The following is a 25218-nucleotide window of genomic DNA, read 5'->3' as shown; positions in this document are numbered from 1 at the left end:
AGCCTTCTTCTTTGGGATTATCAAGGGCGAGCAGCCCTTGATTCGTGCCTCCCGTCCTTGCCGCGCTGAACACGCGGCATTTGCTTCGCAAACCGGACGTCGGCTTAAAAGCCCCGCAGGGGCTTTCATGGCTTCGCCACCGCCGAGCTTCTCAAAGCGGCTTTTCTGGTACTCTTTTGGCGCGCAAAAGAGTACCAACTTACTCCGTAATCATGCCTTCTTTGCAAGACACCCGGAACAGCACAAAGCCCACAATAAACAGCACGATCAGCGAGCCGACACCCACATTGGCGCTGCCGGTCAGCTGGCTGCCCACGCTGACGATCATGGTACCCAGGAAGGATGCCCCCTTGCCGCAGATGTCGAACAGGCCGAAATACTCGCCCGACTTCTCCGGCGGGATGATCTTGGCAAAGTGGGAGCGGCTGAGCGCCTGCACACCGCCCTGGAACATGCCCACGACGAAGGCCAGCACCCAGAACTGCCACTGCTGGGTCAGGAAGAACGCAAACAGCGCGATGCCCGCATAGGCCGCGATGCAGACCGGGATGAGGGTGGTAGACGGATACTTCGCCGACAGCCGCCCGAAGATGAGCGCCGACGGGAACGCCACGATCTGAGTCACCAGCAGCGCCAGCAGCAGGCCGGTGGTGTCCAGCCCCAGCGCAGTGCCGTAGGCCGTGGCCATGTCGATGATGGTGTAGACGCCGTCGATGTAGCAGAAGAACGCCAGCAGGAACCAGAATACCTGCTTGTCCTCATGCAGGTGGCGGAGCGTGTGGCCGATGCGGGCAAAGCTCTGCCGGATGGCGTGTTTCTCCACCTCCACATAATGCAGCTGCCGGTAGGTTTTCAGCAGGGGCAGGGTCATTGCCAGCCACCACGCCGCTGTGATGAAGAGCGCGATGTTCAGCGCCGTCATCTGGCTCAGGCCGATGGCCCCGGACCCCAGCACCAGCGCCAGGCAGACCACAAAGGGCACACAGCTGCCGATGTAGCCCCACGCATACCCGCGGGAGGAGACTACGTCCATCCGGTCCGGGGTGGTGACATCGCTCAGCATCGAGTCATAGAACACCAGACTGCCGGAGAAGCCCACCTTCGCAAAGACGAAGATGAGCAGGAAGGGCAGCCAGGTCTTGGCCAAGCCCATGGCGCAGCAGCCAGCCACGCCCACCACCAGGCAGAGGATGAAGATGGGCTTTTTGAAGCCCCGCGTATCGGCCAGTGTGCCGAGGATGGGGCTCAGCACCGCCGTGATGATGGTCACAGCCGAGGCCGCATAGCCCCAGTATGCCAGATAGTCCACTGAGCTCAGGCCGCCTTCTTCCGCCAGAGCGTTGAAAAAGATGGGGATGAGCGTCGCCACCAGCAGCACAAAGGCTGAGTTGCCGACATCGTATAAGATCCACGCGCGTTCCAGCCCGGTCGGGCTGAATTTTTTGTTTTGTTCCATAGTCCCTCTCAATTCTCTCCAAAGGTGTGCTGATAGGCCGCATCCAGCGGCGCATCGGTGTCCAGCCCGGCCACATACTCGTTGATGAGCCGCACCGCCAGCGGGATGGCGCTCTGGTACAGCGCATCCAGCTGCTTTCCGCTCTCGGTGCACTGCGGGTTCGGCTGCGGGTTCGCCACCAGCCCGTGCATGAACTCCCACTTGCCCGCTGCCCGGATGGCCGTCAGCACCACCCAGCGCTTGACCGGGTTCGAAGCCAGCAGCATCTTGTGCACGAAGACCATGCCGGTCATGGCCTGATAGACCTCATCCACCGTGACGCCCTCATAGAAGGGTGCCACCACATTCGCCCAGATGCGGCTGGGCTGGATGTGGCTGGCCGTCAGGTCGTGCAGCGGGTCGCGGCCCTCCCGGCGGAGCAGCTGGTTGTCGAATTCCGTCTCGATCTCACAGTGGCTCACGCCGCTGGTGCGGACGTACTGCTCCACATAAGGGTGGCAGGTGCTGTCCAGCGCAAAATGGCAGATGTACCCCAGCGCATACACCAGCGCGGCATCCCGGTTTTTGGCGTTCCGGATCACGCCGCGCGCCCGTTCAAAAAAGACGGTGCCCGGCTGCTCGTGCATGGCATTGCCCAGCCGGTTCACCGGGTTGGACTGCAGCGCCTTATAGTAGAACAGCAGGTCCGGCCCATGAAGGCCTATATCGTACAGCGCACGGTACGGCTCGATCTTCTTCTGGAGCGCTTCCGGCAGCTGGATCAGAACATCCGCGCCAAAGCAGCGGTGTGCATAGGTCGAAGGCATAAAAACTCCCCCTCATAAACTTTCATACAAGGTCAGTATACCAGAAACCGTTTCGTCTTACTACCCTTTCGGGTGTTATTTTGGTAAAATATTTGAGATATTTTTGAATTTTTCTGCAAATGCCTTTTTCTACGTTCTCCATCTGCTTTTATTTTATCATTTCGGCCCGATTGGTTCTTCCCAGCAGATAGTCCGTAGAAGTTTCATATAAATCAGCAAGTTTTATCAGAACCGTTGTGGGAACATCTCTGAGTCCCTGTTCATACCGGTTGTACTGCGGCTGCGGCATTTGCAGTATTACTGCTACCTGTCTTTGTGTCAAGTCGTGGTCCTCGCGCATGTCACGTATTCTGCGGTAGTAAGCCATAAGCGTCCTCCTGATATCTAAATGGATATCTTGACAATACATCGAGGAAATGCTATTCTTTGGTTATGATATCCGTTTGGTTATCAAGTTTTTTTTCATGCAAGTCATTGAATCATGTGCGAAAATAAAAACGGGAGGATTTTTATGTCTAAGAAAATGGACCGCCGTAATTTTCTAAAACTCGCCGGTACAACTGCTTTTGCGGTATCTGTCACGAGCGTCCTTGGCGGATGCAGCGAAGTTCCTGACGCGCCAAGTTCCTCTTCCCCATCAGCATCACCAGAACCGCCTGCACCAAGTTCATCCGGTAGTTCCTCCAGCAGTTCGGACGCTTCCAGCACTCCGGACGTTGAACAGAGCAAAATCATCTGGGAAACTCGTAACAATGACGATGGCACTGCCGTTCTGACGGGCTATGACAGCAATGGCGCGCAGCCTATGGGTGTCATCACACTTCCCGAAAAATGGTCTGGTCGGAAAATCGTTGAACTGGACGGAAACCTCGGTGGAAAAATCACAAAGATGATCGTTCCCGGATGTTATAAGAAAGTCCACTATGGCGGCAGTAAGTATCTGGAAGAGCTGATTCTGAACGAAGGTGTAGAAAGCATCTATGAGTTCGATGGCTCTACCAGCCTTCGCAATGTTCAGCTTCCTTCTACCATCAAATCGATTGGCTATAAAGCCTTTTTAGGATGCACAAGTCTGACTTCAATCAATCTCCCCGAAGGCTTGGAATCTCTGGGATGGCACGCATTTAGTGAATCTGGTCTGACCACTGTTGTTGTTCCTTCCACTGTTGTCAGTTATAATTCTTACAATGATTCCGCGCCTTTCTACGATTGCAAAAATCTCGTGTCGGCTACCATAAAGTGTTCTGTTCTTTCGCAGTGCATGTTCGAAGCTTGTCCCCAATTGAAGAGTGTTTCACTCAATGATACGATTCTGGAGCTTCCCTATAAAATTTTTCGAGATTGCTCTGCTCTTCCCGCCATTACTCTTCCTGAAAAGCTGAAAAGGCTTCATGGTGAAGCGTTCAACGGTTGCAAGTCACTTCGTTCTATCACCATTCCAGAAACTGTCAGCGTAATTGATGAGAAAGTGTTTTCTCGGACAAGCATTCAAAAAATTATTCTCCCCAATAATCTTAAAAAAATTGCTTGGGGTACTTTTGAAGAATGTTCTATTCTGCAAGCAGTCTATATTCCTCTCTCCGTCAACACAATTGAAAACGATGCCTTCGAAAACTGCCCACTGCTGAAAGACGTTTACTATCAATCCGGTGAGACACAATGGGTCCATATCAACATCAGCGATTACGGTAACACCATGCTAAAAGCCGCCGCTATGCACTATTACTCTTCTCCCAACTCCCTTCGTTGATTTTCGAAAATAAAAAAGCGAGAGATATGAAGTTTTCCACTTCGTGTCTCTCGCTTTTGTCTTAACATCGAAATTTTCAAAAATAGTGCCGATCAAAAACGGCATATTGCGATATGCAGTTTGCGGATGTTGCTTGTGCATTAAAAGTGCAAACTGCTATAAATTGCCGTATCTCTTACTTCTCGTACCCCTTGGGCAGCTCGTTCTTGGGGTCGCGGTCCATCAGGGTGCGGACGGCTTCTGCCGCGCCCATGCCCTCGTTGACGATGGCGTTCACAGTCTGCACGATGGGCATTTCCACCTGATACCGCTCCGCCAGTTCCAGCGCGGCGGGCAGGGCGTTCATACCCTCGACCACCATGCCGACTTCCTTGACGGCCTGTTCCGGCGTCTCGCCCTTGCCGATGAGGATGCCGGCGCGGTTGTTGCGGCTGTGCATACTGGTCGCGGTGACGATGAGGTCGCCGATGCCCGCCAGACCCGCGAACGTGTGGACGTTGCAGCCCATGGCCACGCCCAGCCGGGCGATCTCCGCGATGCCGCGGGTGATGAGGGCGGCGCGGGCATTGTCCCCGTAGCCCAGGCCGGTGGAGATGCCCACGCCCAGCGCGATGACGTTCTTCATGGCACCGCTGAGCTCCACGCCCTTGATGTCCTCGTTGGTGTAGACGCGCATGACGCTGTTGGAGAACACCTCCTGCACGAACTGTGCCGCCTCCACGTCCGGGCTGGCCGAAACGATGGTGGTGGGCAGGTCGATGGCCACTTCTTCGGCGTGGGTGGGGCCGGACAGCGCCACCAGGTGCACCTTCTTCGGGCCGCCCTCCCGGCCCAGCTCATCGGCCAGAACCTCCGTCATGGTGTACAGGGTGTCCGGCTCGATGCCCTTGGCCACATCCACGATGATCTGCCCCTCGGCCACATAGGGCCGGGCCTTGGCAGCCGTGGAGCGCACGAAGACCGACGGCACTGCAAACAGCAGGATGTCTTTGTCCCGGCACACTTCCTCCACGCTCTTGGTAAAGCGCAGCTCCTCCGGGATCTTCATTCCGGGCAGATTGGGATGCACACGGGTGCTCGACAGGGCGTCGATCTCCTTTTCGATGGCAGACCAGACCAGCACATCGTTCCCGCTCACGCACAGCATCCGTGCCAGAGCCATGCCCCAGGTGCCCGCACCCAGGATACCGATTTTCTGTTTCGTCACGTTCAAATCCTCCGAATCTGCCGCGCGGCTTTCGTCGCGGGCCTGTTGTGCGCCGCAGTGGGCGGCTCGTCTGGTCTCATTGTACACGAAACCGCCTGCAACGTCAACTCCTTGCCAGACTGCACAAAGTTAGCGCGTGTTTCCCCGCGATTTTAGGAATAACAGGGGATTTGCCCAAACGAATTGCGCCGATTGGAAAAACATGTTATAGTATTCTGGTAGGAATTATAGGATATTCCCTGCCCGAACGCTTCGTTTCAGGTCTCTCATCAAACCTCTGCAGGTTCTTTTTTCAGATAAGGAAGTTTTTTCAAATGCTTGAAGCCATTCTTTCCAACCGCACGGCCAGCGTTTTGTGGGAAGCGCTGCCCCGTATCCTGTCGGCGGGCCTCACCATGACCATCCCGCTGACCTTCATCTCCTTCAGCCTTGCCATGGTGCTGGCCGTGGTGGTGGCGCTGGTGCAGTACGCCAATGTGCCGGTGCTGCGCCAACTGGCCCGGTTCTACATCTGGGTCATCCGCGGCACACCGCTGCTGGTGCAGCTGTTCATCATCTTCTACGGTCTGCCCAGCATCGGCATCATGCTGGACGCGTTCCCGGCAGCCGTCATCGCCTTTGCCATCAACGAGGGGGCCTACTGCGCCGAGACCATGCGCGGCGCGCTGGAAAGCGTGCCCCAGGGCCAGCTGGAAGCCGGTTACTGCGTGGGCATGACCTGGTGGCAGATCATGCGCCGCATCGTGCTGCCGCAGGCGCTGCGCACGGCGGTGCCTGCCCTGTCCAACTCGCTCATCGGCATGATCAAGGACACCTCGCTGGCATCGAACATCACGGTCGCCGAACTGTTCATGGCCGGCCAGCGCGTTGCCGCCCGCACCTACATTTTCCTGCCCATCTACTGCGAGGTCGCCGTGGTCTATCTGCTGTTCTGCACGGTCGTCACCAAGCTGCAGAGCCTGTTGGAGCGTCAGCTGAACGCCCACGGCTTCCAGTGAGAAAGGGGGACGCATCATGGCCATGTTAGAGATCCAGAACATTCACAAATCCTTTCGCACCTACGACGAGAAACCGCATTTTCACATCGGGCCGTTCCCGCGCGGCCATGCCCGCCGGGTGATTCGCACACTGGACGTGCTCCGGGGCGTGGACCTGACCGTGGAAAAAGGCGACGTCGTCGCCATCCTCGGCCCCAGCGGTTCCGGCAAGACGACCCTTCTGCGCTGCCTGAACTTTCTGGAGCCCACCGACAGCGGCAGCCTGACCTTTGACGGCGAGACCTTCGACCTCAGCAGGATCTCCGGCGCCGACATCGCCCGCCTGCGCAAAAAGACGGCCTTCGTCTTCCAGAACTACAACCTGTTCCGGAACAAGACCGCCCTGCAAAATGTCACCGAAGGGCTGGTCGTGGCCCGTAAAATGCCCAAGGCAGAAGCGGATGCCATCGGCCGGAAGATGCTGGCAAAGGTCGGTCTGGCCGACCGGGCAGACGCCTATCCCCGCCAGCTTTCCGGCGGCCAGCAGCAGCGGGTGGCCATCGCCCGCGCCCTTGCCACCGACCCGGAGATCATCTATTTCGATGAACCCACCTCGGCCCTGGACCCGGAACTGACGGGCGAAGTGCTCTCGGTCATGCGCCAGCTGGCCGAGGAGGGGATGACCATGCTGGTCGTCACCCACGAGATGGGCTTTGCGCGGAATGTTTCTTCCAAGACCGTCTTCATGGAGAACAGCGTCGTCGTGGAGCAGGCCCCCTCGCAGGAGTTCTTCGCAAATCCAAAAGAAGAGCGCACCCGCGAATTTTTGCAGAAGATCTCGCAGCACACATAATTTATTCTATTTGATTCTCCCATTTTCGAAAGGATATGATACCATGAAAAGAAGAACCTTTATCTCCCTGATGAGCGTTCTGGCTGCTGCCGGTGTGTTCACCCTGTCCGGTTGCTCTTCCAACGCGTCCAGTTCGAACAGCAATTCGAGTTCCAAGAGCGAATCCGCTGAGGCCGCTGACCAGCTTGCCGCCATCCAGGCCAACGGCAAGCTCATCGTGGCACTGGAAGGTGCCTGGCAGCCCTGGAGCTACCACGACGAGAGCGACACCCTCGTCGGCTACGATGTCGAGGTCTCCCGCGCCATCGCCGAGAAGCTGGGCGTGGAGCCGGAATATGTCGAGAGCGACTGGGACAGCCTGTTCGCCGGTCTGGATGCAGGCCGCTATGACATGGTCTGCAACGGCGTCGAAGTCACCGACGAGCGCGCTCTGACCTACGACTTCACCACCCCCTACGGCTACATCCACACCGCCCTTGCCGTCAAGAAGGACAATGATACCATCCAGACCTTCGAAGACCTGAAGGGCAAGACCACCGCCAACAGCCTGGCCTCCACCTATATGGAGCTGGCCGAGAGCTACGGCGCTACTGTGCAGGGCATTGACACGCTGGAAGAGACCATCCAGCTGCTGACCGCCGGCCGCATCGACGCGACCCTGAACGCCGACGTCTCCTTCTACGACTATCTGAACGTCCATCCGGACGCCGACTTCAAGATCGTCGCTCAGACCGAGGAGGCCTCTCACGTGGCCATCCCCCTGCGCAAGGACGATGCCAGCGCCACCCTGCTGGAAGCCATCAACAACGCCATCGACGAACTCCGCGCCGACGGCACCCTCAAGGAGCTGAGCGAAAAATACTTCGGTCAGGACATCTCCTCGGAAAACTAAGGCAAATTAAAATCGGCCCTGTCGAAAAATCGGAAAAGCGTTTGCGCCGACTGGCGCACCGCCCGATTTTTTGGCAGGGCCTTCTTCTTTGGGATTATCAAGGGCGAGCAGCCCTTGATTCGTGCCTCCCGTCCTTGCCGCGCTGAACACGCGGCATTTGCTTCGCAAACCGGACGTCGGCTTAAAAGCCCCGCAGGGGCTTTCATGGCTTCGCCACCGCCGAGCTTCTCAAAGCGGCTTTTCTGGTACTCTTTTGGCGCACAAAAGAGTACATTAACCCGTCGTGCGGAAATAGTCATAGATCGTCTGCGCCAACTGAGGGCCCACGCCGGGCGTGTTCTCCAGCTGTTCCGGTGTTGCTTCCCGGACTGCCCCCACGCTCTTGAACTGCGCCATCAGCGCTCTGGCCGTCTTCGGCCCGACGCCGGGCACCTCGGTCAAGGTGGAAGAATAGCTCTTTTTCTTCATCTGCTGCTTGCGGTAGGCATTGGCAAAGCGGTGGGTCTCGTCCTGGATGGCCGTGATGAAGGTGAATGTCCCCCGGTTCATGTTGATGGCGATCTCCCGCCCGTCGCTGTCCACGATGGCGCGGGTGCGGTGGTGGTCGTCCTTGACCATGCCGAACAGCGGCACATCCGCCAGCTTGGTGCCCGCCAGCGCCGCCTTGGCCGCGCTGACTTGGCCCTTGCCGCCGTCCATCAGCAGCAGGTCCGGCTTCTCGCCGAAGTAATCCTCGCTGGCCTGCCCATGGGCGGCCAGCTCATGAACCCGTTCGTAGGCCGCCGCCCGGCGCGAGACCGTTTCGGCCAGCGAAGCGTAGTCGTCGGTGCCCAGCACCGTCTGCATCTTGAACTTCCGGTAGCCCGTCTTGTAGGGCTTGCCGTCCCGGAAGACCACCATGCCGCAGACGCTGGAACCGTCGCCCCAGTTGGAGATATCGTAGCTTTCGATGGTGCGGGGGGGCTTCGAAAGCCCCAGCACCTGCGCCAGCTCGTCCAGCAGCTTTTCCTCGCGGGCGTAGCGGCCGCTCTCCCGCGCCAAGCGCTCCACGGCGTTGGTGTGGGCCATCTCGATGAGGTGGGCCTTGTCGCCCCGCTGAGGGACATAGAGCTGCACCTCGCTCCCCCGCTTTTCGTTCAGGGCCTGCTGCAGTGCATCGCTGTCCGGCGGCAGCTCGTCCACCGCGATGACCTTGGGGATCTGCTCATCGTCCAGATAATAGCGGGGCAGGAACTCCTCCCGCACCGCCGCAATGTCGGCGGTATCGTGGAAGAGAAACTCCCGCTTGTCCGTCAGCCGCCCCTCGCGGAAGCGCAGGACCGCCGCGCAGACGCTGCTGGGGGTCCCGGCCAGCGCCACCACGTCCATCTCCACATCCGGGTCCACGACCACCTTCTGGCCCGCCGTCACCTTGGTGATGGCGTTGATCTGATCCCGCAGCAGAGCCGCCGTCTCAAATTCCAGCCGGTCAGACGCTTCCTGCATCCGCTCGTTCAGCGTTTTCAGGATGTCCTTTTTGCCATAGCGGATGAGATGCACCGCACTCTTCACGGCCTGATTGTAGTTTTCGCAGCTGATCCTGCCGCTGCACACCGCCATGCACTTGCCGATGTGGGCGTTCAGGCAGGGGCGCCCTTTGCCGCAGTCCTGCGGGAAGCGCTTATTGCACCGGGGCAGCAGAAAGGCATCCATCGCCGTTTCCGCCATCTGCCGGGCCGCAAAGCTGGAGGTATACGGGCCGAGATACTCTGCGCCGTCGTCCTCCTTTTGCAGCGTGAAAGACAGACGCGGCCACGGCTCTTTCGTCACCTTGATATAGCTGTAGCCCTTGTCGTCCTTCAGCAGGATGTTATATTTTGGGGTGTGGGCCTTGATCTGGCTGGCTTCCAGCACCAGCGCCTCGAACTCGCTCTGGCAGACGATGACGTCGAACGCATAGGCGTGGGCGATCATCTGGCTGACCTTGTTGTCGTGGGGGACCCCCTCCCGGAAATACTGGCTCACCCGGATGCGCAGCCGCTTGGCCTTGCCGATATAGATGATGGTGTCGGTCTTATCCCGGATGATATACACACCGGGCAGCAGCGGCAGCATACAGGCTTTCTGGTAGAGTTCTGCTTTCGTCATTCTTCTTCGTCGTGCTCGTGGTTCTGTTTTTCTTCCCGGATGCGTCTGGCTTTCCGGATGTTATAACAGGCGCTGCCCATGCCCGCACCGGCCAGGATGCAGCACCACAGCTTCGGCTTTTCCTCGGTGAGGGCGGGCAGCAGCAGGTCTGCCGCCAGCAGCGCTGCAAACAGGCCGAAGAACACCTTCCAGATGGTGCCCTCCTCGCAGATGTCGTTCACTTTCTTCAGCAGCTTCGTTGTCGAACCTTTCACGGCACATGCCTCCTTCTTCTCATCCTACCAAAAAAGCGGCAGGAAATACTCCCACCGCTTCAAAAGATCAAAGGCTCGAATTACTCTGCAAAGCCAGACTCGACCAGCTTGATCAGGCCATCGACTGCAGCCTGCTCATCCGCACCGTCCGCGATAATGCGGATGGTGGTACCGCCCACGATGCCCAGAGACAGAACGCCCAGCAGGCTCTTCGCGTTCACGCGGCGCTCCTCTTTCTCGACCCAGATGGAAGACTTGAACTCGTTAGCCTTCTGGATAAAGAAGGTAGCCGGACGAGCATGCAGACCAACCTGATTTTCAACGGTAACTTCTTTGACGTACATAGTAAAACGCTCCTATCTTATCGTTTTCGGGATGCAATCATGTTTTGTGCCTGTTGCGTTGTACCTATTTTAGCGCAAGGCGAAACCGTTGTACAGCCCCTCGACACATTTTTGGCGGTTTTCCCAATGATAATGGGGGCTTTTTTCGCCATTTATACAAAGATACCAAAATTATTCCCCTGTCATTGGCGGGGTAATACAAAAGTTTTCAACATTTTTTCGACTGTCGGCGGACATTTGCAGGCTTCGGCAGCTTTTTCATCCCTCGTACCGCATCTTGAGCAGGCGGCTCTCCACTGCCACATCCTCAAATTTTTCCGGATCGAACACCAGCTCGATGCCCTCGATGGCCCAGCCCATCCGGCGGTAAAGGGCCAGTGCACGGGTATTGGTATCCAGTACGGTCAGGGTCGGATGCTCGTGCTCCGGCAGCTTTTTGCGGGCAAAGTCCAGCATCTTCTGGCCGATGCCCTTTCCGCGTGCCGCAGCGCTCACGAACAGGTGCTCGACCTGGCCGGTCTTGTGGTTCACACTGACCATGCCGTCCGCCACATCCTTCGTATAGTGCAGGTAGCAGACCCAGCCGTCCTGTTTCTCCTGTTTCAACTGCTCCAGGAACACTTCCGGCGTCAGCGTTTCCAGGTATTCCGCCGTCCAGCCGTCAGCACAGACGGTTTTCCGTCCCTCGGCAAAGAGCTGTGCAGCGGCCCGGAACTGCTCTTCGGTCTTCACTAGCCGGACATTCTCGCCCCGTTTCCACTTGGGCAGCTCGGTGATGGGGTGGGTCCTGCACCACGCCTCATAAAGCTCCGGGCGGCGCAGCCGGGTGCGGGTGCGGCTCTGCTCCCCCCGCCATGCGTCGATCTTCTGGTGGTCGCCGCCCAGCAGCACCGGAGGCACCGCACGGCCCTCCCAGACTTCCGGTCGGGTGTACTGCGGATATTCCAGCAGACCGTCCCAGTAGCTTTCCTCTTCGTAGCCCTTCTGTTCGGCCAGCACACCGGGCTTGAGCCGCAGCACACTGTCCGCCACCACAAGGCTTGCCAGCTCGCCGCCGGTCAGGATATAGTCGCCGATGGAAATTTCTTCATCGGCAAAGGCGTCGATGACCCGCTCGTCGATGCCCTCGTAGTGGCCGCAGACCAGAGTCAGATTGTCGTATTCCGCCAGCCGCCGGGCATGTTCTTCGGTGTAGCGCTGACCGCCTGCCGTCAAGAATACAATATGCGGCTTGGGGCGTCCCTGTGCCTCCACTTCTTGCTGAACGGCCCGCAGACAGTCCGCAATGGGCTGGGCATACAGCACCATGCCGCAGCCGCCGCCGTAGGGGTAGTCGTCGGTCTGCTTCTGTTTGTTCAGGGTATAGTCCCGGATCTGGTGGCAGTGGGTCTCAATATAGCCCCGCTTTGCCGCACGGCCCAAAATGCTGGCATCCAGCACCTGCTGGCACATCTCCGGGAAGAGGGTCACGATGTCCACACGCATTCCCATGGCTCACTCCTCCTCCCGCTCGCTGTCGCAGTCGTCGTCCAGCAATCCGGGGATGGGCGTGACGAGGATGTACCCCTCCGGCGGGTTCCGCTCTTTCAAAAAGGCGTCCACACCGGGGAACAGATATTCTTTGCCGTTGGGGGCCTTGACGGTGTAGATGTCCTGCGCGCCGGGGTGGTCCACGCTGGTCACAACACCATACACCTTGCCGGTGTCGGCATCCCGCACCTCGCAGCCGATGAGGTCGGCCACATACCACCGCCCGGCGGGCAGAGTGGCATCGCTGCGGTCAAAATAGAACACCTGCCCCCGCAGCGCACGGGCGGCATCCATGTCGCTAACGCCCTCCAGCTGGAGCAGCGCCATCTGCCCCTGCGGGCGGATGGACACGATCTTGTAGCACCTGCCGCCCTGGGCCGAAGCATACAGCCTGCCGACCTTTTTCAGGAACGCCACGCCGTCGCACCAAAGCTCCAGTTTCATTTCACCGCGCACACCGTGGGTGGTCACGACCTTGCCTGCTTCCAGATATTGCTGCATCGTTATCTCCTATCATTCTGCATCCTGCCCCTCTCCGTCATCGCTGCGCGATGCCACCTTGTCCCCTTCTGGCACTGTCGTGCCACCTCCCCCGGCCGGGGGAGTCTTTCTAAGGGCGAGGTCTTGGCAGTCTACGCGACGCAAACAATGCGCCAAAAGCTCCCCCTGCGGGGGAGCTGGACGCGAAGCGGCCTGAGAGGGTTCAAACAAAAAGGCCCTTTGCCTTGCAGCAAAGGGCCCGTAGGGTGCTCAGTCGATCTCAACAAGGACCTTTTCATCGACCCGCACAGCAGCCGCGCGCATCACCACACGAATGGCTTTTGCGATCCGGCCCTGCTTGCCGATGACACGGCCCATATCTCCCTCTGCCACGCTCAGGTGGTAGACGATGGTGCCGTCCTCGCGGGGCTCGTCCACCGTGACCTTGACGGCGTCCTTGTCCTCCACGAGACCGCGGGCAACTGCCAGCAACAGCTCCTGCATGAGTCAGCCCTCCTACTTACAGAATGTTGGACTTCTTCAGCAGCACGCGAACGGTATCGGTGGGCTGTGCGCCGTTTGCGATCCATGCCTTTGCCTTCTCGGCGTCGATCTTCACGATAGAGGGCTCCTGGTTGGGATCGTAAGTGCCAATCTCCTCGATGAAACGGCCGTCGCGGGGGAAGCGGCTGTCAGCAACAACAACACGATAGAAGGGAGCCTTCTTGGCGCCGACGCGGCGCAGACGAATCTTAACTGCCATGGTAAATATCCTCCAAAAATTGTTTGTGCCCCAGTGCGGGGTGTTCTAAAAATCTATCTGTACAACCCCAGCGGGGTGTATACCAACATTATTTCAGGCCGCGGAAGGCGTTCGGGTTGCCCATCATGCCGCCCAGGCGGCGGGCAAAGCCCTTGGGGCTCTTCTTGAACTGCTTCATCATCTTCTGCATCATCTCAAACTGCTTGAGCAGCTTGTTGACGTCCTCGACCTTGGTGCCGCTGCCCGCTGCAATGCGGCGCTTGCGCTTGGGGTTGATGATGGAGGGCTTCTCGCGCTCTTCCTTGGTCATCGAGTAAATCATCGCCTCGATGCGGTCAAAGGCCTTCTCGTCGACCTGGCTGGCGTCGATGCCCGACATGCCGGGCATCATGCTGAGCATGGCCCCCGCGCCGCCCATCTTGCGGATCTGCGCAAACTGGGCAAGCATATCGTTCATGTCGAACTTGTTCTCCATCATCCGCTTGGCCGTCTCTTCGGCGGCCTTTTCGTCGGCGGCATCCTGTGCACGCTCGATGAGGCTGAGCACATCGCCCATGCCGAGGATGCGGCTGGCCATGCGGGAGGGATGGAAGACTTCGAGGTCATCCAGCTTTTCGCCGGTGCCCTGGAACTTGATGGGTTTGCCGGTGACGGACAGCACCGAAAGAGCTGCGCCGCCGCGGGTGTCGCCGTCGGTCTTGGTCAGGATGATGCCGTCGATGCCGACCGTCTCGTTGAAGGTCCTGGCGACGTTCACGGCGTCCTGACCGGCCATGGCGTCCACGACCAGCAGGGTCTCATCCACAGGCACGGCTTCCTTGATGTCCACCAGCTCCTGCATCAGGACCTCGTCGATCTGCAGGCGGCCGGCGGTATCCAGGATGAGGATGTCGTTGCCGTAGTCCTTCGCGTGGGCCAGCGCCTTTTTGGCGATGACCGGCGGCTTTTCGCCATCCAGCGTAAAGACCGGTGCCCCGGCCTGTTTTCCCACGACCTTCAGCTGGTCGATGGCGGCCGGGCGGTAGATATCGCAGGCCACCAGCATGGGGCGGCGGCCCTGCTTGATGAAGTATTTGGCCAGCTTGGCGGCGTGGGTCGTTTTACCATTGCCCTGCAGGCCGCAGAGCATAATGATGGTCTGGCCCTTGTTCTTGACGATCAGCTTCGGGGCTTCCTCGCCGCCCATCAGGGCGATCAGCTCCTCGTTGACGATCTTGACCACCTGCTGGGCGGGGGTCAGGCTCTCCATGACCTCCTGCCCCATCGCGCGTTCCGAGACCTTGGCGCAGAACTCCTTCGCCACCTTGTAGTTGACGTCGGCTTCCAGCAGGGCCATCCGGACTTCGCGCATCGCGGCCTTGATGTCGGCCTCGGTCAATTTGCCGTGGCCGCGCAGTTTTTTGAACACACCGGCAAGGCGGTCGGTCAAAGATTCAAATGCCATGTACGGTGCTCCTCTCAGAATGATCTGAGCATCAGCTCTCGTTGACCTCGTCCATGGACCGGATGATCCCCAGCATCTTGGTCAAAGTGGCTGCATACTCGGTGGTGGTGAGTTTCGCGTAGGGGCCGGTGCACTCGAACCGTGCATCCACAACGAGCTGTTCCAGCTCTTCCAGCTTTTCCTGCACCCGGCGGTAGCGGGCCGCGAAGCCGACTTTGGCTTCCAGCTCCTTCAGGGTGGTCTCGCCATGCTTGATGGCGTCCCGTGCGCCCTGGCGGGTGATGCCGAAATTTTCCCCGATCTCGCTCAGCGAAAGGTCGTCGTTGTAATACTGGTTCAGCATCTCGCGCTGCTTGGGCGTGAGGACTTCGCCGTAAAAATCGAGCAGATAGCCCATCTCAAAATCTTTTGCCATTGTGCGTTTCTGCCCTGACCTTCCATTGTTTGTAAAGTTTTTTTGCTTTACATACGGAGTATAGCAGACTGTTCGCCCCTTGTCAAGGCTTTTCTTCATCACTCTGCCAGATTTTTTCGCGGATTTTCTCCATTTTTGCCAAAGTGCGGCTTGACGCCCCGCCCGCTTTGCGTTAGGATTATTATAATGTATCCCACCGAAGGAGGAATTTCGTGGCCATTTATCCGAACTTTTACCAGACCCTGCTGCCCTGCCCCATCGTGGAGCTGCGGGGCTACCTTTCTGCCTGCGGGCTGAAGGGGCGGCTGTACGCCTACCTGGACTTTGACGGCCCCACCGGCACGTCCCGCGATGCGCTGGCCGAAGGGATGCTGGCCCTTGCGGCAGAGCAGCACGCACTGGCCCCCGGCCAGCCCATCATCGAGGCTTCCACCGGTGCCTTTGCGGCGGCACTGACTCTGGCCAGCCGCACCGCCGGGCACCCCATCGTGATCGCCATGCCGGAAGATGCCCCGGCCCTGCGGCAGGAGTATCTGCTCCGCCTCGGTGCCCAGATTTTGCACTCCCCGGCCCGGAACGGTCTGGCCGGTGCGCGGGCGCTGGCCGAGAGCAAGGCTGCGGAGAACGGCTGGTACTATATGAACTGGCTCGCCAACGACAACAACCCCGAATACCACCGCCGCGTCACCGGCCCCGCCATCGCCAAAGCCATCGCGCGGGAGGGCAGGAGCCTTGTGGACAGCGTCGTGGTCAGCGTGGGCAGCGCAGGCACCATCACCGGCGTGGGCGAAACGCTCAAAGCCTGGACGAACGACGTCCGGATGGTGGCGGTCGAGCCGTTTGAGAGTCAGGCCCTCAGCGGCGGGTTCACGGGCGGCCACGGCATCCCGGAGATGGGCTTCGGCTTCATTCCAAAAAATTACAATGCCTATGTGGTGGACAACGTCGCCGCCGTCACCCGCTCCGACGCCGCCCGCGCCGCACAGAAGGTCCTCATCACCGATGCCATCCCCGCTTCGCTCAGCGCCGGTGCTGCCCTTCACGCCGCTGCGCAGCTGCTGGCCAAGGGCACCAGCCGTTCGGCCCTCGTCATCCTCAGCGGACGGCAGAACCTGAATTTTTGATTCCAACAGAAAAGAGCATCTACCATGACGAAAGATATGACCACCGGCAGCATCACACCGCTGCTGGTGAACTTCACCATTCCCCTCGTGCTGGGCAACCTGTTTCAGCTCACCTACAACGCGGTGGACAGCATCATCGTGGGCAAGTTCGTCGGCGAAGACGCCCTGGCCGCTGTCGGCACTTCCAACCCGCTGATGACGCTGGCCATCCTCTTCATCAACGGCATGTGCCTGGGGGCAGGCATCCTCGTCAGCACCGCGTTCGGTGCAGGCGACAACAAGCTCGTGGAGCGCCAGGTCTCCACCACCGCCATCGCGGGCACCGTGTTCTCTCTGGCCTTCTCGCTGGTCTGCATCCTGCTGGCGAATCCCCTGCTGCGGCTGCTCCAGGTCCCGGAAGAGATCCTTCCCATCGCGGTGAACTACCTGCGCATCGTCTTTGCAGGCCTCATCTTCACCTTCTTCTACAACTTTCTCGCCGCCACCATGCGCGCTTTGGGCGACAGCAAAAGCGCCCTCTACTTTCTGATGGTCAGTTCGGTGCTGAACATCGCGGGCGACCTGTTCTTTGTTGAGGTTCTGGGCTGGGGCTCGGAAGGCTGTGCGCTTTCCACCGTCCTCAGCGAAGCCGCCTGCTGTGCGCTCTGCCTCGTCTACATCCGCTGGAAGATCCCCGTCCTGCAGCTTGGCCGCCGCTGGCTCGTTTTTGACAGCTCCCTGCTGAAAAAGACCGTCAGCTACGGCTGGGCCAGCGCCATGCAGCAGGCCACGGTCCAGCTGGGCAAGATCGCGGTGCAGGCCATCGTCAACACGATGGGCGTCAACGCCATGGCCGCGTTCACCGCCTCCAGCCGCATCGACGACTTCGCCTATATCCCCCAGCAGAACATCGGCCACGCCGCCACCACCCTGATGGCCCAGAACCGCGGTGCCGGGAAAAAGGACCGCGTCCGCAAGGGCTTCTTCTGCGGCCTGAAGATCGAAGCCGTCTACGCCGTCTGCATCACGGTCCTCTGTTACTTCTGCGCCGAACCCATCATCCGCCTCTTCGCAGATCAGCCCGAAGTCGTGGAGCTGGGCGTCCGCTTTCTGCGGCTCGTCTCCCTGTTCTACCTGATGCCTGCCCTCACCAACGGTGTGCAGGGCGGCTTCCGCGGCCTGGGCGACCTGAAGATCACCCTCAACAGCAGTATGCTCAACATGGCAGGCCGTGTGGCCGCTGCCGCCGTTTTCGTCCTCATCCTTCACATGGACATCGAGGCGCTGCCCTACAGCTACGCCGTTGGCTGGGTCCTCATGCTCCTCTACGAGGTGCCCGCCCTCGTGCGCTGCCTGAAGGACGGGACGTTGTAAAACCAGACCCTTTTCCAGACGCTAAAAAGGGAGGCCTCCTTCGCAGGAAGCCTCCCTTTTGGTTTGCGTTTGATCAGCCGCGCTTTGCCAGCAGAGCCTCGATCTTCTTGATGGGATCGATGATGCTGGAAACGGACATGTCGTGGTTCAGCGCCACCACGAAGTAGGCAGCATACTTGGAAACATCGACATCGACGTACCAGTCGCGGGTCAGCAGCTCCGGCAGACGGTAGGTCAGGTTGGTGCCCACCACGTAGTCCAGCGTGCCGTCCGCCACGGCCTGGTCGAACTTTGCCAGACCGCTGGTGAACAGCGGGAAGGTGGCGTTGGCGATGATGCGGCCAGCACCGCGCTTCTTCAGGTTGCCGGCAACTTCCAGCATGCTCTCGCCGGAAGCGATGATGTCGTCCGCGATGAAGACAGTCTTGCCCTCCACGGAATCGCCCAGATACTCGTGGGCCACGATGGGGTTGCGGCCGTTCACGACGCGGGTATAGTCACGGCGCTTGTAGAACATGCCCAGGTTGCAGCCCAGCACACTGGAGAAGTACATGTTGCGGCTCATTGCGCCTTCGTCGGGGCTGACCACGATGAACTTCTCCTTGTCGAAGCTGATCTCCGGGTTCTTCTTCAGCAGGCTCTTGAGGACCTGATAGGTCGGCATCGCGTTGTCGAAGCTGAGCAGAGGCACGGCGTTCTGGACGCGGGGGTCGTGTGCGTCAAAGGTAATGATGTTCTTCACGCCCATGGTCTGCAGCTCCTGCAGGGCCACAGCGCAGTCCAGGCTCTCGCGGACGACGCGGCGATGCTGGCGGCCGCCGTACAGGCTGGGCATGATGACCGACACGCGGTGTGCCTTGCCGGCCACTGCCTGGATGAGGCGCTTCAGGTTTGCGAAATGGTCGTCGGGAGAGAGGTGGTTCTCGTAGCCGAACAGGTTGTAGGTCACGCTGTAGTTGCCCGGATCGACAACGATGAAGATATCGTCGCCGCGGACGGACTCCTTGACCAGGCCCTTTGCGTCGCCGCTCTGGAAGCGGGGGCACTCGCAGGGGATGATGAAGCTATCCTTCTCCACACCGGCAGACTTTGCCCACTCGACAAGGTGTCTGTCGATGAGGGCGGTCAGCTCCTCTGCACCGGGGCAGGCCAGCAGACGCAGATCTGCAACGCTGGGCTCCTGAAAAAATGCCATCGGGTTAACTTCGTTAGACATTGTTACAACTCCTTCATGTTCCTTAAACCAAGCCGACAACAGGACCGCTGAAGTCCATATCTGTCTCTATTCTATCACAAAATCTCCGTTTCGACACCCAAAAATTCCCCCATGAGCGGATTTTCTGCGCCTTGCACATCTGTTATTCCAAAATCCGTAGGACTCTGTGAGTTTTTTACAAAAACCACAGTTTTTTCATACAAACCCGCCTTCTTCGACACAAAAAATGGTCCGGGGCCTCTCCCAGCGGAAAGTTCCCGGACCGTTTTTTCGTTTCTTATGCCGATCACAGCGCTGCCATAGCGGCCTTCAGTTCATCCACGCGGTCGGTGTTCTCCCACTTCACGCCCAGATCCTCGCGGCCCATGTGGCCGTAGGCGGCCAGCTTGCGGTAGATGGGCTTGCGCAGGTCGAGGTCGCGGATGATGGCGGCGGGGGTCAGGTCAAAGACCTTCTCCACAGCCTGCTCGATCTTGTCGTCGGCGACCTTGCCGGTGCCGAAGGTATCCACCATGATGGAGACCGGCTTTGCCACGCCGATGGCATACGCCACCTGCACCTCGCACTTGCTGGCCAGACCGGCAGCCACGATGTTCTTGGCCACCCAGCGGGTTGCATACGCAGCGCTGCGGTCCACCTTGCTGGGGTCCTTGCCGGAGAACGCGCCGCCGCCGTGGCGGGAATAGCCGCCGTAGGTATCGACGATGATCTTACGGCCGGTCAGGCCGGAGTCGCCCTGCGGGCCGCCCACGACGAAGCGGCCGGTCGGGTTGATGTAGTATTTGGTGTTCTCGTCCAGCAGTTCGGCGGGGATGGTGGCCTTGATGACCTTTTCCATCACGTCGGCGCGCAGCTGCTCCATGCTGACGGAGTCGCTGTGCTGGCTGGAGATGACCACGGCATCCACACGGAACGGCTTGCCGTTCTCATCGTACTCCACGGTGACCTGGCTCTTGCCGTCCGGGCGCAGATAGTCCAGCTCGCCGTTCTTGCGCACCTCGGTCAGGCGCTTGGCCAGCTTGTGGGCCAGCGAGATGGGCATGGGCATCAGCTCCGGGGTCTCGTCGCAGGCATAACCGAACATCATGCCCTGGTCGCCTGCACCGCCGACCTGATCGTTGGTGCCAAGGGCGATGTCGGGGCTCTGGCCGTCGATGTTGGAGATGACAGCGCAGGTGTCGGCGTCAAAGCCGTACTTTGCGCGGGTGTAGCCGATCTCAGAGACGACCTCGCGGACGATCTTCTGGAAATCGACGTAGCAGTTGGTGGTGATCTCGCCCATGATGTGCACCAGGCCGGTGGAAGCACAGGTCTCGCAGGCCACGCGGGCGTCGGGGTCGTTGGTCAGGATCTCGTCCAGGATCGCGTCGGAGATCTGGTCGCAGATCTTGTCGGGATGTCCCTCGGTAACGGACTCAGAAGTAAACAGATGTCTTGCCATAAAAGTTGTCCTCCATAAAATGTGGTGATCCATTCACAGCTTCCTACACGGCATCAAGATTTTTTGCGCAAACAAAAACGCTCAGAACCGAAGCTCTGAGCGTTGCACTCTTATCTTTCGGTTTCCCGCAGGATTTGGCACCTTATGCTCTCGCACAGGTTGTCGGGCTTCACAGGGCCTGTCCCCTCAGCCGCTCTTGATAAGTCGGTATTCAGTTGTTTTCTGCGTAATATCTTATCATCTCTTCGTCGAAATGTCAAGAACAGTCCGACTCTTTTTATACAACATTCCAAAATTGATCAAGAAGACCGGTTTGAACAGCAAAAGCACAGCTTTCGCTGTGCTTTTGTTGAAAAAAACTCAGTAACCCTTTGCCTGTTCGCCGTTCAGCAGCTTGACCGCGCGGGAAGTGCCCAGACGGTCCGCGCCCAGCGCGAGGAACTTTTCCATATCGTCCACAGTGGAGATGCCACCGGCAGCCTTGACCTTGCAGCGACCATGTACGCCCTTGACCATCAGCTCCACGTCGTGGAAGGTCGCGCCTGCGGTGGAGAAGCCGGTGCTGGTCTTGATATAGTCCGCCCCCGCCTCACAGACGATGTCGCACATTTTCTCTTTTTCCTCGTCGGTCAGCAGGCAGGTCTCGATGATGACCTTGAGCACCTTGTCGCCCACGGCCTGCTTGACGGCGCGGATGTCCTCGCGGACGGCGTCGTACTCCTTGTTCTTCAGGCGGCCGATGTTGATGACCATGTCCACCTCGGACGCGCCGTTCTCAATGGCCTTCTTTGCCTCAAATGCCTTGGACTCGGTGTCCATAGCCCCCAGAGGGAAGCCGACGACGCAGCACACCGGGATGCGGCCGGCCAGATACTCCACGGCCTGTTTCACATAGCAGGTGTTGATGCAGATGGAAGCCGTGTGATTTTCCACGGCCTCGTCGCAGATGACCTGGATCTGGGGCCAGGTCGCCTCCGGCTTCAGCAGGGTGTGGTCCACATGGGAGAGAATTTCTTCACGAGTCATGTTTGTTTCTCCTTTTTACTTGCTGGCACGGCGCACCTTTGCCATGCCGACAGCACTCAGTGCGATTGCCGTTGCAGAGACCGTTGCACCAATGATGCCCAGCACCAGGCCGGAGACCAGAAATGCGAAGCCTTTCAAACCACGTTTCATAATACCGTACCTCCTAAAATGTTGATGATCTATAAAACCCTCTCCGGCATCTCCCCCGAATGGGGGATCCTTATGCTCGGAGGAGAAATTTTTCTTCTCCTCCAAAAAAGCTCGCCCTTCGGGAGAGCTGTCGCCGTCAGGCGACTGAGAGGGTTCTGCTTACTTTTTCTTAAAAATGATCAACTTGCTGAACACATAGTTCAGCACGATCACCAGTACATTGGAAAAGATCTTCACGGCAAGGCCCCACAGTGCCTGCGCATTGTAGCGGCTGGTAACGAAGATCGCCGTGGGGCCGTCTGCACCGCCGATGACGGCAATAGCGGCAGAGCCATCCGTGACCCCCGCCGGTGTGCCTGCATAGGAGGCTGCCATCTGGATGGCCGTATCCGGGCCAAGCCAGTGGGCCACCACGCTCAGCACCCCCTGCATCAGCTCGTCCATCAGCGCTGCACCCTGCGCAGCCAGCAGATTGCCCAGCACCAGCATAATTGCAGTGTCCAGCAACATTGTACCCAGACGACAGGTGACGAATGCACCAAATTCCCTCGCCATGGCCTTGCCCTGCGTTTTGCTGCGGAACACAAAGGCGCGGTTGGTGCAGTAGGCAAACAGGATGCAGATGATGTTATCCAGCACATTGCCCCAGCTGTTGGCAGCTGTGTAGCCGAACAGCTTGTTGAACAGCGCATACAGCACAATGTTCAGCAGGGTGGTCAGCACACCAAAGATGAGATAGGAAAGCACTTCCCAGTGCTTTTTGATCCAGTGTATCATAAAACTCACGTTTCCTCAACCGCAGGGCCTGCCTGCGAGGGGATAAAAAACAGCCCCGCCGCCGTTATCCCGGCAACGGGGCTGTTGATCGCATTGTGTCAGGCGTTTGCCTTCACGATGGGCTGATTACTCAGCGTCCTCGTTCAGCAGAGCCTTCATGGACAGGCTGATGCGCTTCTTGTCGAAGTCGACATCCAGCAGCTTCACATCGACCATATCGCCGACCTTCAGTGCGTCGGAGACCTTCTCAACGCGGTCATTGCTGATCTCGCTGATGTGGACCAGACCGTCAACACCCGGCAGGATGCGGACGAAAGCACCGAACTTGGTCAGAGAGACGACCGGAGCATGGAAGGTGCTGCCGATGGGGTAGTTGTTCTTCAGCTGCTCCCAGGGGTTGTCCTCAGCCTTCTTGTAGCCCAGAGAAACCTTGTGGTTCTCACGGTCGATATCCTTCACATACACCTCGATGGTGTCGCCGACAGAGACGACCTCAGAGGGATGCTTGATGCGGTTCCAGCTCAGCTCGCTGATGTGGCACAGGCCGTCCACACCGCCGATATCGACGAATGCACCGTAAGAGGTCAGGCTCTTGACAACGCCGGTGTAGCTCTTGCCCACTTCGACATTTGCCCAGAACTCCTCACGCTTTGCCTTGTTCTGCTCAGCGGTGACCTTGTTGATGCTGCCGACGATCTTGCGGCCGGAGCACTCGGTGACGACCAGCTGAACGTGCTGGCCGACCAGAGCAGTGTAGTCCTCGTCGCGGCGCATCGTGGCCTGAGAACGGGGGACGAACACCTTGACGCCCTTGACATTGACGACAACGCCGCCCTTGTTGAACTCAGTGACATCGCCCTCGACGACTTCACCGGATTCTGCTGCCTTGGCGATCTCTTCCATGCCCTTGCGAGATGCGAGCTTCTTGCGGGAGAGCTGGATGACGCCGTCCTGGTCCATAACCTTCTCGACGATGAGGTCCAGCTCATCGCCAACCTTCACCAGGTCTTCGACCTTGGCGGAGGAATCATCGGTCAGCTCGCTCAGCTTGACAAAGCCGGTCTGCTTCGCACCGATATCCACCTGGATCTCGTTGGCAGAGATGCTGGTCACGATTCCTTTCACAATACTGCCTGCATGAACACGCTTCTCCTCGGATGCGTTCAGCATCTCCTCGAAGCTCATGCTGTCATTGATTTCTGCGCTCATACTGTTAAGTACCTCCTCAATAATAGACGATGGCGTTGAAGCCCCTGCTGTGACGCCCGCCGTTTTAACATTCGCAAACCATTCAGGCCGAAGTTCGCTCGCTGTCTCGACCGTTACGGCTCGCGTGTGCTTTGCGGCGACCTGTACCAGCTTTTGGGTATTGGAAGAATGATGACCGCCAATGACAACAATGATGTCGCATTGCTGGCTGAGGTCTTCCGCTTCCTGTTGCCTCGCCCACGTCGCATTACATATTGTATCAAAAATTCGGGCGTTTGTATAGGCTTTTTTGAGAAACTCCGAACTTTCTTGCCATTTTGTTACCTGAAATGTGGTCTGTGCAACCGCAAAAATGGGTTTTGAGGGGTCCGAAGGGCCTTTCCAGGCCTTCAACTCGTCCAGATCACTGAACACAAATACCTCTCCCCCGGTATGTCCGACGATGCCCTGCACCTCCGGATGGGTCTTGTCGCCTGCCACCAGCAGCACTGCGCCCTCGGCCTCAGCCCTGGCGGCGATGTTCTGGATCTTCTTCACAAAGGGGCAGGTCGCGTCGTGGTAGACCAGGGCGCGCTGCTCCAGCGTGTCGTAAATGCTGCGGGGCACACCGTGGCTGCGGATGATGACTTCGTACCCGGCGGGGATGTCGTCCACCGTGTCGGCCACCAGCGCCCCCCGGCGCTCCATATCGGCCACAGCCTGCGGGTTGTGGATGAGCGGCCCCAGCGTTGCCACCTTGTGGCCCCCATCCAGCAGGTTATACGTCAGCTCCACCGCCCGGTTCACACCGAAGCAGAAGCCCGCCGTCTTCGCCAAACGAATCTCCATGTTATCCTCCTGTCTTGATCGGCCTTACCCTCTCCGTCATCGCCTGCGCGATGCCACCTCCCCCAAAGTGGGAGGTTTTGGCAATTCTCGATAACGTTTATCGTTCGATTAAAAGCTCTCCCCTGGGGAGAGCTGGCGCGAAGCGCCTGAGAGGGTAAGCCTGTGCACTCAAGCCTGCTGCCCAAGTTCTTCCCATGCGTCCAGAAGCGCCTGCTTGTTGGCCCGCAGGGTCTTCAGGTCGCGGCGGCTCTCCATGGCGAACTGTGCGGCGGGCATCGGCTCGCCGTAGACGACCTTCACCTTGCAGAACAGCTTCATCCTGCCGTCCGGTGTGTCATAAAGGATGCGTACCGGCACCACATCCACCGCCGCCTGCGCCGCAATGACGAACAGGCCGCTCTTGGGCTGCAGGAGCTTTCCCTCTTTTTCGCGGGTGCCCTCCGGGAAGATGAGCAGTGTGCCGCCGTTCCGGCAGGCCTCCACCGTCTGGTCGATCACATCCAGCTCTTCGCGGGTGCCGCGCACACACAGCGCCCCCATCCAGCGGAAAAACCAGGTCAGCAGCACGTTGATCTCAAACAGTTCCTTCTTGGCAAAGACCACCATCCGCCGCCCCCAGAACCGGGTGATGACCACGAACACCGGGTCGATGGCGGAAACATGGTTCGGTGCGATGATGCAGCCGTTCGTCCGGACTTTCTTCAGATTCTCCCGGCCGATGCACTCCACCCGGAACCCGATGTGGAACACGATCCACGCCAGCGGGAGCAAAATATAATAGAGTACCATTGCGCTC

The 25218-nt window shown here is 58.8% G+C and carries 26 protein-coding genes and 1 riboswitch; of the genes, 6 read left to right on the top strand and 20 right to left on the bottom strand.

The genetic code is table 11. The annotated features are described in order from the left end of the window. Positions 1-199: 199 nt before the first annotated feature. From J3350_RS10155 to J3350_RS10145, 3 genes are all read right to left on the bottom strand, one after another. The gene (locus tag J3350_RS10155; RefSeq protein ID WP_207686526.1) at positions 200-1456 is read right to left on the bottom strand and encodes an MFS transporter; all 1257 of its coding nucleotides are present in this window, start codon (positions 1454-1456) and stop codon (positions 200-202) included. Between the two features lie 8 nt (positions 1457-1464). After that, positions 1465-2262, bottom strand: coding sequence for a zinc dependent phospholipase C family protein (locus J3350_RS10150; RefSeq protein WP_207686525.1), 798 nt, complete (start codon positions 2260-2262; stop codon positions 1465-1467). A gap of 148 nt (positions 2263-2410) precedes the next feature. Beyond that, complete coding sequence (locus J3350_RS10145; protein WP_207686524.1) at positions 2411-2629, bottom strand: helix-turn-helix domain-containing protein; 219 nt, start codon at positions 2627-2629, stop codon at positions 2411-2413. 144 nt (positions 2630-2773) lie between these two features. On the opposite strand from J3350_RS10145, the gene J3350_RS10140 reads away from it, so the two are divergent. Beyond that, positions 2774-4012 (top strand): leucine-rich repeat domain-containing protein, encoded by a 1239-nt coding sequence (locus J3350_RS10140; RefSeq protein WP_207686523.1) that lies wholly within the window; start codon positions 2774-2776, stop codon positions 4010-4012. A 175-nt stretch (positions 4013-4187) separates the two neighbouring features. On the opposite strand, the gene J3350_RS10135 is transcribed toward J3350_RS10140, so the two are convergent. Next, a complete protein-coding gene (locus J3350_RS10135) occupies positions 4188-5219 on the bottom strand; it encodes an NAD(P)H-dependent glycerol-3-phosphate dehydrogenase (protein ID WP_367949998.1) in 1032 nt (343 codons plus the stop codon). A gap of 314 nt (positions 5220-5533) precedes the next feature. Here J3350_RS10135 and J3350_RS10130 point away from each other — a divergent pair, with 314 nt between their 5' ends. Genes J3350_RS10130 through J3350_RS10120 form a run of 3 tightly spaced genes read left to right on the top strand, consistent with a single transcriptional unit; the run spans position 5534 to position 7941 of the window. Further along, the gene (locus J3350_RS10130; protein ID WP_207686522.1) at positions 5534-6217 is read left to right on the top strand and encodes an amino acid ABC transporter permease; all 684 of its coding nucleotides are present in this window, start codon (positions 5534-5536) and stop codon (positions 6215-6217) included. A gap of 16 nt (positions 6218-6233) precedes the next feature. Further along, positions 6234-7049: an amino acid ABC transporter ATP-binding protein gene (locus tag J3350_RS10125; protein WP_207686521.1), complete on the top strand. Its 816-nt coding sequence runs from the start codon at positions 6234-6236 to the stop codon at positions 7047-7049. A gap of 43 nt (positions 7050-7092) precedes the next feature. Continuing rightward, a complete protein-coding gene (locus tag J3350_RS10120) occupies positions 7093-7941 on the top strand; it encodes a transporter substrate-binding domain-containing protein (protein WP_207686520.1) in 849 nt (282 codons plus the stop codon). 273 nt (positions 7942-8214) lie between these two features. Here the strand turns inward: J3350_RS10120 and uvrC are convergent, their stop codons facing one another. The 9 genes from uvrC to J3350_RS10075 form a co-directional block, all read right to left on the bottom strand. Next, positions 8215-10068: an excinuclease ABC subunit UvrC gene (gene uvrC / locus J3350_RS10115; RefSeq protein ID WP_207686519.1), complete on the bottom strand. Its 1854-nt coding sequence runs from the start codon at positions 10066-10068 to the stop codon at positions 8215-8217. After that, positions 10065-10322, bottom strand: a complete 258-nt coding sequence (locus tag J3350_RS10110) for a hypothetical protein (protein ID WP_097791914.1) — start codon at positions 10320-10322, stop codon at positions 10065-10067. The genes uvrC and J3350_RS10110 overlap by 4 nt, the downstream gene beginning before the upstream one ends. 80 nt (positions 10323-10402) lie before the next feature. Next, positions 10403-10666: an HPr family phosphocarrier protein gene (locus J3350_RS10105; RefSeq protein ID WP_005920365.1), complete on the bottom strand. Its 264-nt coding sequence runs from the start codon at positions 10664-10666 to the stop codon at positions 10403-10405. Positions 10667-10924: 258 nt separating this feature from the next. Next, a complete protein-coding gene (trmD, locus tag J3350_RS10100) occupies positions 10925-12157 on the bottom strand; it encodes a tRNA (guanosine(37)-N1)-methyltransferase TrmD (RefSeq protein WP_242700243.1) in 1233 nt (410 codons plus the stop codon). Positions 12158-12160: 3 nt separating this feature from the next. Next, on the bottom strand, positions 12161-12697 hold the full coding sequence (gene rimM, locus J3350_RS10095) for a ribosome maturation factor RimM (RefSeq protein WP_097791916.1): 537 nt from the start codon (positions 12695-12697) through the stop codon (positions 12161-12163). 249 nt (positions 12698-12946) lie between these two features. After that, complete coding sequence (locus tag J3350_RS10090; RefSeq protein ID WP_005920371.1) at positions 12947-13180, bottom strand: KH domain-containing protein; 234 nt, start codon at positions 13178-13180, stop codon at positions 12947-12949. A 16-nt stretch (positions 13181-13196) separates the two neighbouring features. Beyond that, positions 13197-13439, bottom strand: coding sequence for a 30S ribosomal protein S16 (rpsP, locus tag J3350_RS10085; RefSeq protein ID WP_097791917.1), 243 nt, complete (start codon positions 13437-13439; stop codon positions 13197-13199). 88 nt (positions 13440-13527) lie between these two features. Next, positions 13528-14883, bottom strand: a complete 1356-nt coding sequence (gene ffh, locus J3350_RS10080; RefSeq protein ID WP_097791918.1) for a signal recognition particle protein — start codon at positions 14881-14883, stop codon at positions 13528-13530. Positions 14884-14914: 31 nt separating this feature from the next. Next, on the bottom strand, positions 14915-15298 hold the full coding sequence (locus J3350_RS10075) for a sigma factor-like helix-turn-helix DNA-binding protein (protein ID WP_097791919.1): 384 nt from the start codon (positions 15296-15298) through the stop codon (positions 14915-14917). Between the two features lie 212 nt (positions 15299-15510). Between J3350_RS10075 and J3350_RS10070 the strand changes: the two genes are divergently transcribed. Continuing rightward, a complete protein-coding gene (locus J3350_RS10070) occupies positions 15511-16422 on the top strand; it encodes a pyridoxal-phosphate dependent enzyme (protein ID WP_118553576.1) in 912 nt (303 codons plus the stop codon). Between the two features lie 24 nt (positions 16423-16446). Further along, on the top strand, positions 16447-17775 hold the full coding sequence (locus J3350_RS10065; RefSeq protein ID WP_207686518.1) for an MATE family efflux transporter: 1329 nt from the start codon (positions 16447-16449) through the stop codon (positions 17773-17775). Between the two features lie 73 nt (positions 17776-17848). On the opposite strand, the gene J3350_RS10060 is transcribed toward J3350_RS10065, so the two are convergent. From J3350_RS10060 to J3350_RS10035, 7 genes are all read right to left on the bottom strand, one after another. Beyond that, a complete protein-coding gene (locus J3350_RS10060; protein WP_207686517.1) occupies positions 17849-18991 on the bottom strand; it encodes a ribose-phosphate pyrophosphokinase in 1143 nt (380 codons plus the stop codon). Positions 18992-19277: 286 nt separating this feature from the next. Continuing rightward, complete coding sequence (gene metK / locus J3350_RS10055; protein WP_207686516.1) at positions 19278-20432, bottom strand: methionine adenosyltransferase; 1155 nt, start codon at positions 20430-20432, stop codon at positions 19278-19280. Between the two features lie 107 nt (positions 20433-20539). After that, positions 20540-20638, bottom strand: a riboswitch (SAM riboswitch). A 154-nt stretch (positions 20639-20792) separates the two neighbouring features. Then, entirely contained in the window at positions 20793-21458 is a 666-nt protein-coding gene (gene deoC / locus J3350_RS10050; RefSeq protein ID WP_207686515.1) for a deoxyribose-phosphate aldolase, read from the bottom strand. Between the two features lie 15 nt (positions 21459-21473). Continuing rightward, on the bottom strand, positions 21474-21608 hold the full coding sequence (locus J3350_RS14090) for a hypothetical protein (protein WP_005944717.1): 135 nt from the start codon (positions 21606-21608) through the stop codon (positions 21474-21476). Positions 21609-21767: 159 nt separating this feature from the next. Continuing rightward, entirely contained in the window at positions 21768-22385 is a 618-nt protein-coding gene (locus tag J3350_RS10045; protein ID WP_118553581.1) for a GtrA family protein, read from the bottom strand. 126 nt (positions 22386-22511) lie between these two features. After that, the gene (locus tag J3350_RS10040; protein ID WP_097791926.1) at positions 22512-24422 is read right to left on the bottom strand and encodes a bifunctional 4-hydroxy-3-methylbut-2-enyl diphosphate reductase/30S ribosomal protein S1; all 1911 of its coding nucleotides are present in this window, start codon (positions 24420-24422) and stop codon (positions 22512-22514) included. A 168-nt stretch (positions 24423-24590) separates the two neighbouring features. Next, positions 24591-25211 (bottom strand): 1-acyl-sn-glycerol-3-phosphate acyltransferase, encoded by a 621-nt coding sequence (locus tag J3350_RS10035; protein WP_097791927.1) that lies wholly within the window; start codon positions 25209-25211, stop codon positions 24591-24593. Positions 25212-25218 lie beyond the last annotated feature (7 nt).

The sequence above is a fragment of the Faecalibacterium sp. Marseille-Q3530 genome, from assembly GCF_017377625.1.
GTDB lineage: Bacteria > Bacillota > Clostridia > Oscillospirales > Ruminococcaceae > Faecalibacterium > Faecalibacterium prausnitzii_E.
This window is presented reverse-complemented; position numbering and strand designations above follow the sequence as displayed.